We start from the raw sequence: 17,461 nt of genomic DNA, 5'->3' as shown, positions 1-17,461 counted from the left end.
GCTCAGCGTTGCGGAGGCTCGGTGGGTGTGGACGCTCCGGCATGGCGTTCGGAGTGCGCCTCGATCACCTCGGCCACCAACGCATCGGGTGCGCCCCGCATGCCGGCCTTGCCCAGGCCCTCGATGACGACGAACCGGATCTCGCCGCCCTCGTTCTTCTTGTCGACGCGCATCAGATCGAGGTAGCGATCGATGCCCAGTCGTGGCGCCGTCACCGGCAGACGGGCGCGCTCGATCAGCCGTGTCATCCGCGTCACGAAGGACGCGGGCATCAGCCCCAACCGCGCCGACAGCTCGGACGCCAGCACCATGCCGCAGCCGACGCCCTCGCCGTGCAACCATTCGCCGTAGCCCAGCCCGGTCTCGATCGCATGACCGAAGGTGTGGCCGAAGTTCAGGATCGCGCGCAGGCCGGCTTCTCGCTCGTCCTGGCCGACGACCCAGGCCTTGATCTCGCAGCTGCGCCGCACCGCGTGGGCGAGCGCCGCCTTGTCGCGCGCCAGCAGCGCGTCGAGGTTGGCCTCGATCCAGTCGAGGAACGCCGGATCGGCGATGGGCCCGTACTTGATGACCTCCGCCAGGCCGGCGGAGAGCTCGCGGTCGGGCAGCGTGTCCACCGTGTCGAGGTCGGCGACGACCCGCATCGGTTGGTAGAACGCGCCGACCATGTTCTTGCCCCGCGGATGGTTGATCGCGGTCTTGCCGCCGACCGATGAATCGACCTGCGCCAGCAGCGTCGTCGGCACCTGCACGAAGGGCACGCCACGCATGTAGATCGCGGCGGCGAAGCCGGCCAGATCCCCGATCACCCCCCCGCCCAGCGCGAACAGCACCGTCTTGCGGTCGGCCGCGCCGGCCAGCAGGTGATCGATGACGACGTCCAGGGATTCCCAGCGCTTGTGCTGCTCGCCGTCCGGCAGCACGACCGCTTCGACGCGACCGTAAAGCGGCGCCAGTTGGCGCTTCAGACGCTCCAGGTAGAGCGGCGCGACCGTGTCGTTGGTGACGATCAGCGCGACCGCGGCGCGCGGCAGGCCGGCCCAGGAGGACGCCTGGTCGAACAGGCCGGCGCCGATGAGGATGTCGTAGCTGCGGTCGCCGAGATCGATCGCGACCGTGGTCGCGCCGTTCGCGGAACCGCCTGCGGCACCCGCGGCGGGGGAGGCGGCGGACAGGGCCGGGGCTGCCGCGAAAGAGGTCGATTCAGGGAGCGGAGCGGTCATGCCCGGGAGTGTACGGGGCCTCGCTCGCCCCCACCGTGGCCGCGACCCGAGCGGGGTCGATCAGCCCGGCCAGCTCCAGCTGCATCAGGATCATGTTGGCCAGGCCGTGCACCGACGGCCGGCTCGACTCGAGCACGAAGTGCGCGCAGCGCCGATAGAGCGGATCGCGCTGCGCGTAGAGCTCGCGCAGCTTCCCCAGCGGATTGGCGACCTGCAGCAGCGGACGTTGCGTGTCATGCCGCAGGCGCCGGAAGAGTTCGTCCGGCGAGGAGCGCAGGTACACGACCGTCGAATGCTCCTTGAGCCGCTCGCGGTTGACGTCGCGCAACACCGCGCCGCCGCCGGTGGCCAGGACCATGTCCCGACCGTCACCGCCGCCACCTTCACGGCCACGGTCCAGCAGCTCCGCGATCACGCGCGATTCGAGGTCCCGAAACGACGCTTCGCCCTGGCGGGCGAAGTAGTCCTTGATCGACTCGCCACCGAGTTGTCTTTCGATCTCGGTGTCGGAGTCGACGAAGGGGCTGTCCAGCTGCTTGGCCAGCAGCCGCCCGACGGAGGATTTCCCGCCGCCGGGCATGCCGACCAATGCGATCACCAGGGTCAACGTCGACCTCGCGTCCTCAATTGGCGTTGGTGCAGAACGCGCCGTCGGTGCTCTTGCGGATCAGGCCGTACGGGCTGTAGCGGAAGGCCGGATCGATCGTCACCTGATTCACGATGGCGCCGGGGTACGGCAGCACGCCGGAATAGACCGCCGGCGGGCTCAGCACGCCGAAGGCGGACGCGTTGATGCTGAACGCGACCCAACCCGCCACGCTGCGCGGATACTCCAGCACCAGGACGGCCTGGCCGCTGGCATCGGTGCGCGTCGAGCCGCTCATGCTGATCGACGCATCCGACTTGCGCGGGTCCAGCTGGCCGTTGCCGTTGCGATCCTCGTTGCTATCGATGGCGCCGTTCTTGTTCAGATCTTCCGCTTGGCACATCGCCGGCGCTGTCAGCGACCACGGGAAGCTGTTGCCCAGCGTGTCCAGGTCGTAGAACTGCTTGAAGACCGTGCCCACCGGATCCCAGTGCCCCTTGAAGTAACCGATCAGGTCCAGCGACGGCGTGATCTGCACGTCACCCTTGGGCTGACCGGCGGCGTCCACGACCAGGATCACGAACTTCTTCTTGTAGGTCAACGGGTTCGTGACATCGATCTCTTCGTTGGTACCGATGGACACGGACAGCGGATCGGAGACCACCGTCAGCGTCGTCAGCACGGCATTCGGGCAGGTGCCTGCCGCGAAGTCGTTGTAGTCCCAGCACGCGCGGATCGTCACGCCGCTGGTCGGGCTGGCGCGATTGCCGGGGCTGTAGTTGCTGACAGCATTGCCGTTGGTGTCCGAGTACACCAGTTGCGTGCCGGCGCTGATCGTGCCGCCGATGCTGTTCACGTCGCCGTTCAGATCGAAGCGGACACGCACGTTCTTCACCGGCGCGTTGTTGGCGGCCAGGAAGATGGCGCGCAGTTCCGCCCGGTTGTTCGTCACGTCGGTGTTGACCGACACCACGGTCGGCGACGCCGACAGCGAGGCCGAGACCACCACCGCGGCCGCAGGGGGCACGGTGGACGAGCTCGAAGGCACCGTCACGGTCACGACGCCGCTGACGCCGCCGGACACGGCGGTGATGTCGATCGGGCCGGCCGTGGTCGGCGCCGTATAGGTGTACACGAAGGCACCGTTCGCGTCCGTCGCGCCGCTGGCGGGGGGCAGTCCCGGCGCCGTCACGGTGATGGCCTGGAAGGTCATCGGGTTCTGGTTGACGTCGCTGACGCGGAACTCGACGCGGTTGCCCGTCGATCCGGCCACCGGCAGCGTCGGCACTGCCGTGCCCTGCACCTTGGCGCCAGTCACCTGGAAGGTGGCCGTGCGGACCAGCGTGTCGCTGGTCGCCGTCACCGTGATCAGACGATTGGAGCGGTCGGCGCCGCTGGTGACCGTGGCCACCGCCTGGCCTTGCGCGTTGGTCGTGGCGTTGAGCACCGCCACCGTCGCGCCGTTGTCCACCTTGAACGCCACGATGATGCCGGGCACCACGTTGCGTTGCGAGTCCACCGCCGTCACGGTCGCGGTGACCCTGTCACTGCCGGTGTTGCCGATGCTGATCTTGTCCAGCACCAGCGTCATGTCGTTGGCGGTCGGCGTCGTGGTGACCGGCGGGACGATGTTCACGCCGACCGTGCGCGACACCGAGCCGCTGCTCGCGGTGATGGTGATGGTGCGGCTGGTGTGATTGGCGCCGATCGCGACAGTGGCGATCAGTTGGCCGGTGCTCGCGTCGGTGACACCGCCCGCGGTGACGAAGGCCGTGCCGGCCGGATCCTGGACCGCGAACACGACCGGCGAGCCGCCGATGGCCGTCCGGTTGGCGTCCAGCGACGTCACCGTCAGCTTGCCCGTCTGCGATCCGTCGTTGACGATGGACGCGGAGCCCAGCACCAGCGACAGGTCCGCGACCTTGCCCCCGGTGACGCTGTCGACGACGTCGAAGGTCGTCTTCTTGACGATGGAGCCGGTCGCCACCGTGAGCGTGATGGTGCGGTTGGTGCGGTCGGCGCCGATCGACACTGTCGCCGTCACTTGGCCGGTGGTGGCGTCGGTCTTCGTTCCTCCGGGAGTGATGACGGCATTGCTGTCGACGCCGAAGGTCACCGGCACGTTGCCGACCGCCGCGCGGTTGGCGTCCACGGCGGTGACGGTCACCTTCACCGTGTCGGCGCCGGAGTTGCTGACCGTCGAGCGATCCAGCACCACCGACAGATCGGCCACCGTGGTCGGTGTCGTGCCGCCGCCCCCGCCGTTCGCCGGGGTGCCGGCGTTGCCGCCGCCGCCGCCGCATGCGGCCAGCGTGCCGGCCACGAAGGCCCCGATCGTCGCGGTGCGGATGAACCGCGCGTACTTCGAAAAGAATGTCATCTCTAGCTACTCCAGCCATGCCGCGCCATCAGGCCGCGCGACAGTTCCCTGATGTTCGATGTGCTCCGACCGGAGCCGCCCTTCAGCGCGACACGGTCACCCGGTCGCTCACCACCTTGGGCGTGATGAAGATGAGCAGCTCGGTCTTGGCCGTGCTGCGTGCCTTGTTCTTGAACAGGTTGCCCAGCAGCGGAATGTCGCCCAGGTAGGGCACCTTGTTCTCGCTCTCCAGGTCTTCCTGCGTGTAGATGCCGCCGATCACCACGGTGCCGCCGTTCTCGACCAGCACCAGCGTCTGCACATGCTTGTTGTTGATCGCGTAACCCTGCGGGGTCAGCGTGCCGCGGCTGTCCTTGTTGACGTCGACGGTCAGGATCACGTTGCCCTCGGGCGTGATCTGCGGGGTCACCTCCAGCTTCAGGACCGCCTTCTTGAAGGTGATCGAGGTCGCGCCGCTGGACGTCGACTGCTGGTACGGGATTTCCTCGCCCTGCTCGATCAGCGCCTTGGTCTGGTCGGCCGTGACGACACGCGGGCTGGACACCACCTTGCCGCGGCCGTCGGCCTCCAGCGCGGAGATCTCCAGGTTCAGGAAGCGGTTGGCGGTGGCGCTGAACAGCGACAGCGCGAAATTGGCCGCGGTGGCGCCGCCGAATGCGTCGCCGGCGACGTTGGCAGGCAGGTTCACGAACTGCGAGTCGCTGTAGTTCAGCGTCCCCGTCTGGTTGGTCTGGCCGCCGACCGCCGCATAGTTGCCGCCCACCGTCACGTAGTTGCTGCCGCCGACGTTGTAGCCCGGGATGCCGCCCTGGCGACCGCGCAGGTCGGACGCGCCCAGCTTGACGCCCAGCGCGCGGCCGAACTTGTCGTCGGCCTCGACGATGCGGGCCTCGATCAGCACCTGGCGCACCGGGATGTCGATCTTGGCGATCAGCGACTGGATCTCTTCCAGCTTCGACGGGATATCGGTCACGAACAATTGGTTGGTGCGGGTCTCGAAGATCACGCTGCCACGGGACGAGAGGATGCGCGAGGCCGTCGCGCCGCCGCCCGAGCCGCCGCTGCCATTGTTCTGCCCGGTCAGGCCCTTGGCGACGTCTTCCGCCTTCGTGTAGTTCATCTGGAACGACTGCGTGCGCAGCGGCTCCAGCTGGGTGATCTGCTGCCTCGCCTCGAGCTCGGCCTTTTCCTTGTTGGCCAGTTCGTCCTTGGGCGCGATCCACAGCACGTTGCCGGACTTGCGCATGCCCAGGCCCTTGGCCTGCAGGATGATGTCCAGCGCCTGATCCCAGGGCACGTCCTTCAGGCGCAGCGTCACGTTGCCGCTGACGGTGTCGCTGGTCACGACGTTGAAGTTGGTGAAGTCGGCGATGACCTGCAGCAGCGCGCGCACGTCGATGTTCTGGAAGTTCAGGCTGAGCTTGTCGCCGTTGTAGCCGGGACCTTGCGTCAGCTTGTTCGGATCGACCTTCTGCGGCCGCACTTCCAGCACGAATTGGTTGTCGCTTTGATAAGCGCTGTGTTCCCACGCGCCCTTGGGCGTGACGACGAGGCGCACGCGATCACCCTGCTGCGTGGCGGCGACGGTCTGCACCGGCGTGCCGAAGTCGGTCACGTCCAGGCGGCGGCGCAGGCGCTCCGGCAGCGTGCTGCGCAGGAATTCGACGACGAGGTTCTGGCCCTGCTGCTGGATGTCGACGCCGACCTGGCTGCTCGGCAGGTTCACGACGACACGGCCGGCACCGTCGTTGCCGCGACGGAAGTCGATGTCCTGCAGCGATTGCGCCGCGGCGTTCTGGCTCGGGGCGAAGTGCAGCGGCTCCGTCGTGGCGCCTGCCTGCGTGGTCGTTGGCGCGGCCGGCGTGGCGGCCACCGGGGCGGCATCGAGGAAGACCAACAGCGAGTTGTCTTGCAGCTGCGCGCGATAGGTGCTGGCCTGGCGCAGGTTCAGCACGACGCGGGTGCGGTCGCCGGCCTGCGCGACGTTGGCCGACCGCATGTTGCCGGTGTTGATCTCGATCGCGCTGCGGCCCAGGCCGTTGCCGACGCCGGGCAGGTCCAGCGCGATGCGCGGGGGCACCTGCACCGCGAAACCGCGCGGGATCTCGGTCAGCGGCTGGGCCAGCTCGATGCGGACCACGTCCGCGCCGGATTGCTGGGTCGACGTGATCGAACGGATCATGTTCTGCGCCCAGGCCTGGGCGGGCAGCAGCGCCGCCAGGCCGATCGCGCAGGCCAGGGCTTGCCAACGCTTCACGCGGGTCGGTCGGTCGCTCGTACGGGCGCTCATCGAAGCGTTCTCCACAATGTTCTTCATCGTCCCTGCTCCTGAAGCTGGAGAGTACTGGTGCGTTCAATCCATTCGCCCGCAGCGTCCTGGACGACTTCTCGCAACGTGATCTCGGTTTCGCTGATCTTGGTGATGCGGCCGAAATTCTGGCCGAGGTATTCACCGACCTTGGCCTGGTACAGCAGGTTGTCCACGCGCAGCAGCGCGAAGGGACGGCCCTCGCGGATCACGCTGCCGACCATCGCCATGCTGTCCAGCGGGTAGGCCTCCAGCGGCTCGCGACGGCGCTTCATCTCGGCCGCCAGCAAGGAGCTGGGCTGCGCGGCCTCGCGCTTGAGCGCGACCGTCAGCTTCTGCGTGCTGAACGGATCGACCACGGCCTGCGCCTCATAGGCCTGCGGCTGGAACTTCTTCGGCGGCGTCAGCGGCTTGACGGTGGGACGCGTCTGCTGACGCTGCTCCTCCATCCATTGCTGAAGCTCGTCCGTGCCGGGCGAGCAGCCCGCCAGCGCGGCAGCGCACAGCGCCAGCGCCAGCAACCGCCGGCCGCCGGTGCGCGGCAGCGACGGGGCAGTGAGCACCACGCGGGAATGACGGGCCTGCATCATTTCTTCTTCTCCGCGGCCGCCGCGGCCTTCTTCTGTTCCTCGACCTCGCCGGGATCCAGATAGCGGTAGGTCCGCGCGATGGCCTCCATCGTCAGCAGCGTGTTCGCGTCGGAACGCACCGGGCCGGCCTGATTGCTGGTGGTGACGCCGGGCACGCCGATGTTCAGGTCGTGCAGGGTGACGATGCGGGAGAGATTGGAGACGTCGGCGGTGAATGAGCCGATGTCGTGATAACGGCCGGAGACCTTGATCGAGATCGGCTGCTCGGCGTAGTAGTCGCGCATCACGATCTGGCCGGGACGGAACAACTCGAACTGCAGGCCGCGGCCCAGGCCCGCCTGGTTGATGTCCGACAGCAGCGCGTCCATCTCGGCCTTGCCGGGCAGCTGTTTCTCGAGCTGCAGCACGTATTCCTCGACCTGGCTCTTCTGCTTGCGCAGCTCCGGCAGGTTGACCGCCTGGGTCAGCTTGTTGTTGTAGTCTTCCTTGAGGTGCGGCTCCCGGTCGCGTTCCGCGTCCAGCGCCGATTGCTCGTCGGACAGGATCACGAACCAGCCCGCCACCACGGTCAGCAGCGCGACGAAGGCGAAGGCCGCGTAGCGAGGCGCTGGCGGCCACTGGCCGGGCTCCTGCATGTTCAGGCCCTGGAACTGGCCGGAGAAGTCCGCGAACCAGGCGTTGAGGTCCAGGTTTTTCAGGTTTGCCATGGGGTCCTCACGACTTCGCGGCCGGCTTGGCCGGGCCGCCACCGGTGCCGCTGGCGGCACCGTCCGGGGGCGTGGCGCTCTTGATCCCGACCTTGATCGAGAAATCGAACAGGCGGCGCGGATCCTTGGGATTCACCGGCGCGGCCTTGATCTCGACCAAATCGGGGTTCTCGACCCACTCGGCGCGGCTGAGGTTGCGCAGCATCTCGGACACGCGCTCGTTCGACGCGGCGATGCCGGCGATCACGACGGTCTTGTTGACCTGGCGCAGCGATTGCAGGAAGACGCCCTCGGGGGTGTGGCTGGCCAGCTCGTTGAGCAGGTGCACGGGCGTGTTGCGGTCGCTCTGCAGATCCTCGACCGCGCGCTGGCGGGCACGCAGCGCGTCGATCTCGGCTCGCAGCGTGGCGATGTCCTTGATCTGCGTGTCGAGCTTGGTGATCTCCCCTTTCAGGAAGTCATTGCGCCCCACCTGCGCGGCGGTCAGCTGTTGCAGCAGCAGGTAGATCACGGCGGCGATCAGCACGCCGACGACGAAGGACATCCCCAGACCGACGAAGAACGCGGCCTTGCGGCGCTTGCGTTTCTCCTCGCGGTGCGGGAGCAGGTTGATCAGAATCACTGAAAGAACCTCCGCATGGCGAGGCCGCACGCCGTCAGGTAAGCGGGAGCTTCACGGCGCAGCTTGGACTCGCGCACCGCGGAGCCCAGCACCATGTTCTCGAACGGATTCACCACCATGCAGGCGAAGCCGGTCAGCTCCGTCACGCGCTCCTTCAGGCCGGGCAGCGTGGCGGTGCCGCCGGCCAGCAGCACGTAATGGACCTTGTGGTGCGGCGTGCTGGTGAAGAAGTACTGCAGCGCCCGGCCGATCTCCTGGGACAGGCTGTCGACGAAGGGATTCAGCACCTGCGACTCATAGTCTTCCGGCAGTTCGCCGCTGAGCTTCTTCTGCTCCGCTTCCTCGAACGAGAAGCCGTACTGGCGCGAGATCAGCTGCGTCAACTGCGAGCCGCCGAAGGCCTGGTCGCGGTCGTAGAGCATCTCGTCGTCGCGCAGCACCTTCAGCGAGGTCGTGTCCGCGCCGATCTCGAACAGCGCGACCAGCGCGTCCTTGCCCTGGTTGGGCAGTGTCTCGACCAGCCGGCCGACCGCCATGCGCGAGGCGTGCGATTCGATGTCCAGCACCACGGGCCGCAGACCGGCGGCCTCCGCCAGCGCCTGGCGATCCTGCACGCGGTCCTTGCGGGACGCGGCGATCAACACCTCGACATCGCCGACCGAGGTCGGGCTCGGGCCGATGACGCAGAAGTCCAGCGACACCTCGTCGAGCGAGAAGGGAATGTATTGGTTGGCCTCGGCCTCGACCTGCAGTTCGAGTTCTTCCTCGCGCAGGCCGGCCGGCAGCATGATCTTCTTGGTGATGACCGCCGACTGGGGCATCGCCAGCGCGGCTTGCCGCGTGCGGCTGCCGCTGCGGGTGACCACCCGCCGAACGGCATCGGCGACCTCGTCGAATTTCTCGATCTGGCCGTCGGTAATCCAGCCTTTTTCAAATGGCTCGGTGGCGAAACGTTCCAGAACGTATTCGCCGTTCGAGTTTTGGCTTAACTCCACAAGCTTGACGCTGGACGACGAGATGTCCAGGCCAATCATGGGTGGATGCGCGCGACCACGCAGTACGTCCAACAGCCCCATGATGCGTTCCCCCAACGCGCCGCTCTTTGCGCCGGTTTGTTAATAAGTTACTTGAATGCTATCAGCAAAGCCTTTGTCGCCCCAAGGCAAAGCAGTCACAGCACGTAACACCACGTTGCGTAACATACACGCCACTGATAGGTGGTAATGCGTTGAAAAGGGGGCCCCGAAAAGGCCAGTTTCCGCATCAATCGCCAATATCTCCTTAGCCTTTCGGGGGGCTCACGGGGGATGCCGCAAGTTCTCCGAAAGGTCGGGCGCCAAAGAGCGAAAGGCGCCGGGCGACGATCCGATGGGTTCCTATAATCGCCGCTCGCGACCCGAATCGTCACCCGTGCAGGCCCTGATAGGGCGAGGCGGGGCACGCAAGATTGCACACTCCGGCCCATGCCCTCGAAGAAACCTCCCGCCGAGCCCACCGAACCCTCCTTTGACGCCCCTGCCGACAAGGCCGCCCAGGGCGGCGGCGCCCGCGGTGGCGGCAAGTCCTCCAAGGGCGCGAAGGGCAAGCCCCGGCCGCGCGCGCCGTGGTTCGTCCGCGCGCTCGCCTGGCTGCTGGGTCTGATCCTGGCCGGCGCCGGCGCGATCGCGCTGCTGGTCGGCATGGCGCTGGCGATGGCCTACCCCCAGTTGCCGGACATCTCCGGCCTGACCGACTACCGGCCCAAGCTGCCGCTGCGCGTGATGTCCAGCGAGGGCCAATTGCTGGCCGAATACGGCGAGGAGCGCCGCAGCTACTCCGACATCCGCGAGATCCCCAAGGTCATGCAGGACGCCATCCTGGCGATCGAGGACGCGCGCTTCTACCAGCACGGCGGCGTGGACTACCTGGGCGTGATCCGCGCCGGGCTGGCCAACGTCGGCGAGTCCCGCAGCCAGGGCGCGTCCACGATCACGATGCAGGTGGCGCGGAACTTCTACCTGTCCACCGAGAAAACCTTCACCCGCAAGATCTACGAGATCCTGCTGGCGCTGAAGATCGAGCGCGCGCTCTCGAAGGAGAAGATCCTCGAGATCTACATGAACCAGATCTTCCTGGGTCACCGCGCCTACGGCTTCGCGGCGGCCAGCGAGGTCTACTTCGGCAAGCCGCTCAAGGACCTCTCGATCGCCGAGTCCGCCATGCTCGCCGGGTTGCCAAAAGCACCATCCGCTTACAACCCGATCAACAATCCGCGCCGGGCACTGTTGCGTCAGCAATACATCATCGACCGGATGCTGGAGATGGGCTTCATCACGCCCGAGCAGCACGCCCAGGCCAAGGCCGAGAAGCTGCGCATCCGCCCCCCGCAGGAGGCGGCCAGCCATGCCGAGTACGTCGCGGAACTGGCGCGCCAGCTGATCTTCAGCCAATACGGGGACGAGGCCTACACCCGCGGCCTCAATGTCTACCTGACGCTGCATGCCGACGAGCAGGAACGCGCCTACCGCGCGCTGCGCCGCGGCATCATGGACTACGAGCGCCGTCAGGTGTACCGCGGTCCCGAGGCCTACGTGGACCTGCCGGCGGACCCCAAGGAGCTGGACACCCGCATCGCCGAGGCCCTCTCCGACCATCCGGCCAACGACGAGCTGCTGGCCGCCGTCGTACTGGAAGCCGATCCCAAGAAGGTGACCGCGGCGCTCCAGAGCGGCGAGACCGTCACCATCACCGGCGAGGGCCTGAAGCCCGCGACCTCCGGCCTGTCCGAGAAGGGCAACCCCAAGACGCGCATCCGGCGCGGCGCGGTGATCCGGGTCATCAAGCTGGTGCGCAACAACAAGGACGACTGGACCATCACCCAGTTGCCCGAGGTCGAAGGCGCCTTCGTCGCCCTCAATCCCAAGGACGGCAGCGTGCGGGCACTGGTCGGCGGATTCGACTACAACAAGAACAAGTTCAACCACGTGACCCAGGCCTGGCGGCAGCCAGGCTCCAGCTTCAAGCCGTTCATCTACTCCGCGGCGCTGGAGAAGGGCTTCAACGGCGCGACGGTGGTCAACGACGGGCCGCTCTTCTTCGATGCGTCGACGACCGGCAGCCAGCCCTGGGAGCCGAAGAACTACGACGGCACCTTCGAGGGACCGATGCCGCTGCGCCGGGCGCTGGCCAAGTCCAAGAACATGGTGTCGATCCGCGTGCTCCAATCGATCGGCGTCCGCTACGCGCAGGACTGGATCACCCGCTTCGGCTTCGAGGCGGACAAGCACCCGGCCTACCTGACGATGGCGCTGGGCGCGGGCTCGGTGACGCCGATGCAGATGGCGCAGGCCTACTCGGTGTTCGCCAACGGCGGCTACCGGATCGCACCCCAGCTGGTGCAGCGCATCACCGACCATGCCGGCCGCCTGCTCTACCAGCAACAACTCAAGCCGTTCGACGACGCGCAACGCGCGATCGAGCCGCGCAACGCCTACCTGATGGACAGCCTGCTGCAGGAAGTGGCCCGCAGCGGCACCGCGGCCCGGACGCAGGCGATGCTGAAGCGGCCCGACATCTATGGCAAGACCGGCACGACCAACGACTCGATGGATGCGTGGTTCGCCGGATTCCAGCCCGACCTGACGGCGGTGGTCTGGATCGGCTACGACCAGCCTCGCAAGCTCGGCGACCGCGAGACCGGCGGCGGGCTGGCGCTGCCGGTGTGGGTGGAGTTCATGCAGTACGCGCTGCGCAACACGCCGGTGCAGGAGATCCAGCCGCCGGAGGGCGTCCTCAACGTCAACGGCGAATGGTTCTACGACGAGTACAGCGGCAACAACGGCGTCAAGGCGCTCAGCGGCGACGACCGCGTGCCCACGTCGGGCACCGAGGAAGAGAAGAAGAGCATCCTGGATCTCTTCAAGCGCTGAGGCCCGGCGCTTGGCGCTTGGCGCTTGGCGCTTGGCGCTTGGCGTTGATCATCGATCGCTGACCCCAACGAAAAAGCGCCCTCGGGCGCTTTTTTCATTACGACCGTTGGCGGTCGTCGGGGAGCGAGGCAGGCGGCGCCGCCTCGAAGACCCGCGCTGGCGTCAGGCGTCAAACACCCGAGAACGTCAGCGTCTTGCCGCCGTGCGACGACGCTTCGTCGGACAAGCGCGCGAAGAACTCTCGACCATCCTTCGTGTCCAGCCACCGGCCGTCGAAGAACTTGAAGTGATATCCGCCGCGGCGGGACGCCAGCCAGAGCTCGTGCAGCGGCGGCTGGGTGTTGACGACGATCTTGCTGCGATCGGGGAACTGCAGTTCGAGCAGTCCGCCGGTGCGGTGCTGGTCGACGTCGATCACGTCGCTGTCCAGCCAGGCATCGATGTCCTGCTCGATGCTGGCCAGGACGGCATCGGTGCGGGCGTCGTAGTCGGCATCGGAGAGGGGCGTGGCGGTGGCGGTCATGGGAAGCGGGGAGCGGACTCGCTAGACTGCGGTCCATGAAAAACACGAAGACGCGAAGTGTAGGCGCTGCCTCCACGACCGCCCGCATGCGCGCGGGCAAGGCCATGACGGGGCTGATGTTGTGTAGCGCGCTCCTGACCCTGGCCGCCTGCGGCCAGAAGCGCCCGCTGCAGTTGCCGCCGACGGACAAGGGCCGCGCCACCACCCCGGCCACAACCCCGGCCGCCGCGCCAACGCCGGCCTCCGCCGCGAGCGCGGAGACGATGCCGGCGCGCTGAGCTCAGATCCGCCCCTCCTCCACCGCGTGGCACGCGACGCGGATGCCCGTGCCCTGGAGTTCGATCAACGCGGGCCGCTCCGCCGCGCAGCGCGCATTCGCATGCGGGCAACGGGGGTGGAAGCTGCACCCGCTGGGGGGATTCAGCGGATTGGGCACTTCCCCCTGCACGGGGGTGCGTGAGCGCCCCGTCATGTGAATGTCAGGGATCGCATCGAGCAGCATCCGCGTGTACGGATGCCTGGGCGTCGCGAACAGCGCGCGCTTGTCGGCCTGCTCGACCAAACGCCCGAGGTACATCACGCCGACCTGATCGGCGACATGCCGCACCACCGCCAGGTTGTGCGAGATGAACAGGTAGGTCAGGCCCTGCTTGCGTTGCAGGTCCTTCATGATGTTCAGGACCTGCGCCTGCACCGACACATCGAGCGCCGAGGTGGGCTCGTCGCAGACCAGGAACTCGGGCTCGGTCGCCAGCGCCCGCGCGATCGAGATGCGCTGGCGCTGACCGCCTGAGAACTGGTGCGGAAACTTCTCGGCATCCGCCGGCGACAGGCCCACCGACTGGAGCAGCTCGCCGACGCGGCGCTTGAGCTCGGCCGTGTCGCGCACCAGGCCGTGCTCGCGCAGCGGTTCGGCGACGATCTCCTGCACCTTCCAGCGCGGATTCAGGCTCGCATACGGATCCTGGAAGATCATCTGCATCCGTCGCCGCAGGGCCTGCGCCTGTGGGCCCTTCAACGTCGTCGCGATGTCGCCGTCGTCGAAGCGGACCTCGCCGCGGCTCGGCGAATAGAGGCCGACCAGCAGGCGCGCCACGGTGCTCTTGCCGCAGCCGGACTCCCCCACCAGCGCCAGCGTCTGGCCGCGCTCGATCGCGAAGCTGACGCCATCCACCGCATGGACGAACTGGCGCGGCTTGCGTTCGACCACGCGGTTGAGCCAAGGCGCCGACACGTCGAAGGTCTTCGCCAGCTCGCGCACCTCGACCAGGGGACGCCCCGCCGTGGCGCCGGTCTTTGCCGTGGACACCTCCGGCTTCGCCGCGCCGGTCGATTCGATCGTCACCGTCATGCGGCACTCCCATGCAGCCAGCAGGCCGCGTCGGTCGCGGGCGCCTTCATCAGTTCAGGGCGCTGTTGATGGCAGCGGTCGAAGGCCTTGGGGCAACGCGGGTGGAAGGCGCAACCCGGCGGAATCGCGTTCAGGCGCGGCATCGCGCCGTCGATCTGGACCAGGCGCTCGCGGTCTTCGTCCATGGCCGGGATCGAGCCCATCAGACCGGTCGTGTACGGATGCCCCGGGCGATGGATCACCTCCTGCACCGGCCCGATCTCCGCCATGCGGCCGGCGTACAGCACGGCGACGCGGTCGCAGGTCTCGGCGATGACGCCCATGTCGTGCGTCACCAGCATCACCGCGGCGCCCTGCTCCCGGCACACGCGCTTGAGCAACGCGATGATCTGCGCCTGGATGGACACGTCGAGCGCCGTGGTCGGTTCGTCGGCGACGATCAGCTTGGGATCGGCCGCCAGCGCCAACGCGATCACCACGCGCTGCCGCATGCCGCCGGAGAACTGATGCGGGTACTGGTCCACGCGCGCCTCGGGCGCGGGGATGCCGGTCGCCGCCAGCAGCTCGATCGCGCGGGCACGCGCCTGGCGGGCGCTCAGGCCGAGGTGCGTGGTGATGGTCTCGACCAACTGCCGGCCCACCGTGTACAGCGGGTTCAGCGACGTCAACGGATCCTGGAAGATCGCGCCGATCTGGCGCCCGCGCACGCGCCGCATCTGGTCGGGCGGCAGGTTGTCGATGCGTCGGCCCTCCAGCAGGATCTCGCCGCCGGCGATGCGGCCGGGCGGCTCGAGCAGGCCGATGATCGCCGCGCCGGTCAGGGACTTGCCGGCGCCGGATTCGCCGACGACGCCCAGCACCTCGCCGGGCGCGATGTCGAAGCTGATGTCGTCCAGCGCCAGCAGCGTGCCGCGGCGGGTCGGGAATTCCACGCGCAGGTGGCGGACTTGAAGCAGGGGAGCGGTCATGGGAGCCAGCCGTTCAACGCAGGCGGGGATTGAGCGCGTCGCGCAGCCAGTCCCCGAGCAGGTTCACCGAGAGCGCGATCATCACCAGCACCACGCTGGGCCAGATGGTGATCCACCATTCGCCGGAGAACAGGAAGTCGTTGCCGATGCGGATCAGCGTGCCCAGCGACGGGCTCGTCGGCGGCACGCCCACGCCCAGGAAGGACAGCGTCGCCTCGGTCAGGATCGCCGACGCGACCTGCAGCGTCGCCAGCACCAGCACCGGGCCGGTGACGTTGGGCAGCACATGCCGCCACATGATCGCCCACGGCTTGACGCCGATCACGCGCGCGGCCTGCACGTACTCCTTGTGGCGTTCGACCAGCGTCGAGCCGCGCACCGTGCGTGCGTACTGCACCCAGCCGGTCAGCGAGATCGCCAGGATCAGCACCGCGAAGGCCAGCGAGGCGTGCGCGTCCTTGAAGACGACGCGACCGATGCCGTCGATCAGCAGCGCGATCAGGATGGACGGAAAGGACAGCATCACATCGCACACGCGCATGATGAAGGCATCCACCTTGCCGCCGACGAAACCGGCCAGCAGCCCCAGCGCGACGCCGATCAGCATCGACAGCAGCACCGACGCGACACCGACCAGCAGCGAGATCCGCGCCCCGTACATGATCGCGGACAGCAGGTCGCGACCCTGGTCGTCGGTGCCGAGCAGGTACTTGGTCGACCCGCCGTCGCTCCAGGCCGGCGGCAGACGCGAATCCATCAGCTCCAGCGCGGCCAGATCGAACGGGTCGTGCGGCGCGATCCAGTTCGCGAAGACGGCGCACACGACGCAAATCAGCGCGACCACGGCCGCGACCATCGCCGTCGGGGAGTGGGTGAACGAATACCAGACGTCGCCGTCGAAGAAGCGCTGGAAGGCGTTCGGCGCCTTCTTCACCGTCGCGGCGACGGGCGGGGTCTGGACAGGTGGAACCGAGGGCGGCACCGAGGGCGGCGCGGAGGAACTCATGCGGCGGACTTTCCGGTCGGGGTCATGCGGGCTATCGAAGGGATGGCGGGCGGCGCAGGGGCCGCGGTCAATGCGGGGCGAGCGGCAGGCCGTGCTCGACAAGCGCCGCGAACAGCGCGGACCCCAGCGGCAGGATCTCGTCGTTGAAGTCGTAGCGCGGTTGATGCAGACCGCAGGGACCGCCCTGCCCCAGGCGCAGGTAGGCGCCCGGCCGGGCCTGCAGCATGAAGGCGAAGTCCTCCGAGCCCATGCTCGGCGGCAACTTGTCGTCGACGTTCTCCGCGCCCACCAGCCACTGCGCGACGCGGACCGCGAAGTCGGCCTGGGGCGCGCTGTTGATCGTGGCGGGATACAGGCGCTGATAGTCGACCTTCGCGCTCGCGCCGAAACCCAGCGCGACCGACTCGACCAGCCGCGTCATGCGCTCTTCCAGCAGTTGCTGCACCTCGGGCTTGAAGCTGCGCACGGTGCCGGTCAGTTGCGCCAGTTCGGGGATCACGCTGAAAGCGCTCGACTCGCCGGCCTGCATCGAACACAGGCTGACCACCGCCTGCTCGATGGGCGCGATGTTGCGCGACACCAGGCTCTGCACCGCGGTGATGATGTGGCCGGCGATCAGCACCGGATCGACGCTCAGGTGCGGGTGCGCGCCATGGCCGCCTCGACCCTGGATGCTGATCTGCACGCGGTCCGCGGCGGCCATCATCGCGCCTCGGTTCAGGCCGATCTTGCCGGGCGGCAGGTGCGGCCAGTTGTGCATCGCATAGATCGATTCGACCGGGAAGCGATCGAACAGGCCGTCGGCGATCATCTCGCGAGCACCGCCGTAACCTTCCTCGCCCGGCTGGAACACCAGCACCGCCGTACCGGCGAAACGCCGCGTCTGCGCCAGGTGGCGGGCCGCGCCGACCAGCATCGCGCAGTGACCGTCATGGCCGCAGGCATGCATCAGTCCGTTGGTCGCGGAGCGCCACGCGAAGTCGTTCTGCTCGCGCAGCGGCAGCGCGTCCATGTCGGCGCGCAGGCCAAACAGCCGCGGTGTCGTGCCCGGCGTCGTCTGGCCGTGGATCACCGCGACCAGTCCGGTGCGGCCGATGCCTTGGTGGATCTCGTCGACGCCGCAGACCTTCAAGGCCTGCGCGATGCGGGCGGCGGTGCGATGCTCCTCGAAGCCGAGTTCCGGCATCGTGTGCAGCTCGCGCCGCAGCGCGACCAGCTCGCCACGCGCTTCGAGCAGCCGCTGGTAGGTGCCCGCGGCGGCGGTGCTCAGGGTCTGGGGCGAGCTCATG

15 protein-coding genes are annotated in these 17,461 nt (G+C 67.8%); 2 read left to right on the top strand and 13 right to left on the bottom strand.

What is annotated here, in order from left to right:
- Positions 1 to 2: 2 nt before the first annotated feature.
- From aroB to CDN99_RS25840, 8 genes are all read right to left on the bottom strand, one after another.
- Entirely contained in the window at positions 3 to 1,223 is a 1,221-nt protein-coding gene (gene aroB, locus CDN99_RS25875; RefSeq protein WP_088388268.1) for a 3-dehydroquinate synthase, read from the bottom strand.
- Positions 1,204 to 1,824 carry a shikimate kinase gene (locus tag CDN99_RS25870; RefSeq protein WP_088388380.1) on the bottom strand — a complete coding sequence of 207 codons (621 nt, stop codon included), beginning with the start codon at positions 1,822 to 1,824 and terminating at the stop codon, positions 1,204 to 1,206. Before CDN99_RS25870 ends, aroB begins: the two co-directional genes overlap by 20 nt.
- Positions 1,825 to 1,846: 22 nt before the next feature.
- A complete protein-coding gene (locus tag CDN99_RS25865; RefSeq protein ID WP_088388266.1) occupies positions 1,847 to 4,189 on the bottom strand; it encodes an Ig-like domain-containing protein in 2,343 nt (780 codons plus the stop codon).
- Positions 4,190 to 4,271: 82 nt separating this feature from the next.
- Positions 4,272 to 6,479 carry a type IV pilus secretin PilQ gene (locus CDN99_RS25860; RefSeq protein ID WP_375134481.1) on the bottom strand — a complete coding sequence of 736 codons (2,208 nt, stop codon included), beginning with the start codon at positions 6,477 to 6,479 and terminating at the stop codon, positions 4,272 to 4,274.
- A 23-nt stretch (positions 6,480 to 6,502) separates the two neighbouring features.
- Positions 6,503 to 7,084, bottom strand: coding sequence for a pilus assembly protein PilP (locus tag CDN99_RS25855; RefSeq protein ID WP_088388262.1), 582 nt, complete (start codon positions 7,082 to 7,084; stop codon positions 6,503 to 6,505).
- Positions 7,084 to 7,794, bottom strand: coding sequence for a type IV pilus inner membrane component PilO (locus CDN99_RS25850; protein ID WP_088388260.1), 711 nt, complete (start codon positions 7,792 to 7,794; stop codon positions 7,084 to 7,086). Before CDN99_RS25850 ends, CDN99_RS25855 begins: the two co-directional genes overlap by 1 nt.
- A 7-nt stretch (positions 7,795 to 7,801) precedes the next feature.
- Positions 7,802 to 8,416 (bottom strand): PilN domain-containing protein, encoded by a 615-nt coding sequence (locus CDN99_RS25845; RefSeq protein ID WP_088388258.1) that lies wholly within the window; start codon positions 8,414 to 8,416, stop codon positions 7,802 to 7,804.
- Positions 8,413 to 9,492, bottom strand: a complete 1,080-nt coding sequence (locus CDN99_RS25840; protein WP_088388378.1) for a pilus assembly protein PilM — start codon at positions 9,490 to 9,492, stop codon at positions 8,413 to 8,415. The genes CDN99_RS25845 and CDN99_RS25840 overlap by 4 nt, the downstream gene beginning before the upstream one ends.
- Before the next feature lie 387 nt (positions 9,493 to 9,879).
- Here CDN99_RS25840 and CDN99_RS25835 point away from each other — a divergent pair, with 387 nt between their 5' ends.
- Positions 9,880 to 12,324, top strand: a complete 2,445-nt coding sequence (locus tag CDN99_RS25835; RefSeq protein WP_088388256.1) for a penicillin-binding protein 1A — start codon at positions 9,880 to 9,882, stop codon at positions 12,322 to 12,324.
- Between the two features lie 169 nt (positions 12,325 to 12,493).
- Here the strand turns inward: CDN99_RS25835 and cyaY are convergent, their stop codons facing one another.
- Positions 12,494 to 12,847 (bottom strand): iron donor protein CyaY, encoded by a 354-nt coding sequence (gene cyaY, locus CDN99_RS25830; protein WP_088388254.1) that lies wholly within the window; start codon positions 12,845 to 12,847, stop codon positions 12,494 to 12,496.
- Between the two features lie 86 nt (positions 12,848 to 12,933).
- On the opposite strand from cyaY, the gene lptM reads away from it, so the two are divergent.
- Entirely contained in the window at positions 12,934 to 13,125 is a 192-nt protein-coding gene (gene lptM, locus CDN99_RS25825) for an LPS translocon maturation chaperone LptM (protein ID WP_088388252.1), read from the top strand.
- Positions 13,126 to 13,127: 2 nt separating this feature from the next.
- Here the strand turns inward: lptM and CDN99_RS25820 are convergent, their stop codons facing one another.
- From CDN99_RS25820 to CDN99_RS25805, 4 genes are all read right to left on the bottom strand, one after another.
- A complete protein-coding gene (locus CDN99_RS25820; protein WP_088388250.1) occupies positions 13,128 to 14,198 on the bottom strand; it encodes an ABC transporter ATP-binding protein in 1,071 nt (356 codons plus the stop codon).
- Positions 14,195 to 15,166: an ABC transporter ATP-binding protein gene (locus CDN99_RS25815; RefSeq protein ID WP_088388249.1), complete on the bottom strand. Its 972-nt coding sequence runs from the start codon at positions 15,164 to 15,166 to the stop codon at positions 14,195 to 14,197. Before CDN99_RS25815 ends, CDN99_RS25820 begins: the two co-directional genes overlap by 4 nt.
- A 13-nt stretch (positions 15,167 to 15,179) precedes the next feature.
- Entirely contained in the window at positions 15,180 to 16,172 is a 993-nt protein-coding gene (locus CDN99_RS25810) for an ABC transporter permease (protein ID WP_088388247.1), read from the bottom strand.
- A 67-nt stretch (positions 16,173 to 16,239) separates the two neighbouring features.
- A complete protein-coding gene (locus tag CDN99_RS25805; RefSeq protein WP_088388245.1) occupies positions 16,240 to 17,460 on the bottom strand; it encodes a M20 aminoacylase family protein in 1,221 nt (406 codons plus the stop codon).
- Position 17,461: the final 1 nt, after the last annotated feature.

Origin of the sequence: Roseateles aquatilis, from assembly GCF_002205645.1 — a bacterium.
In the GTDB taxonomy this organism is placed as follows: domain Bacteria; phylum Pseudomonadota; class Gammaproteobacteria; order Burkholderiales; family Burkholderiaceae_C; genus Roseateles; species Roseateles aquatilis.
This window is presented reverse-complemented; position numbering and strand designations above follow the sequence as displayed.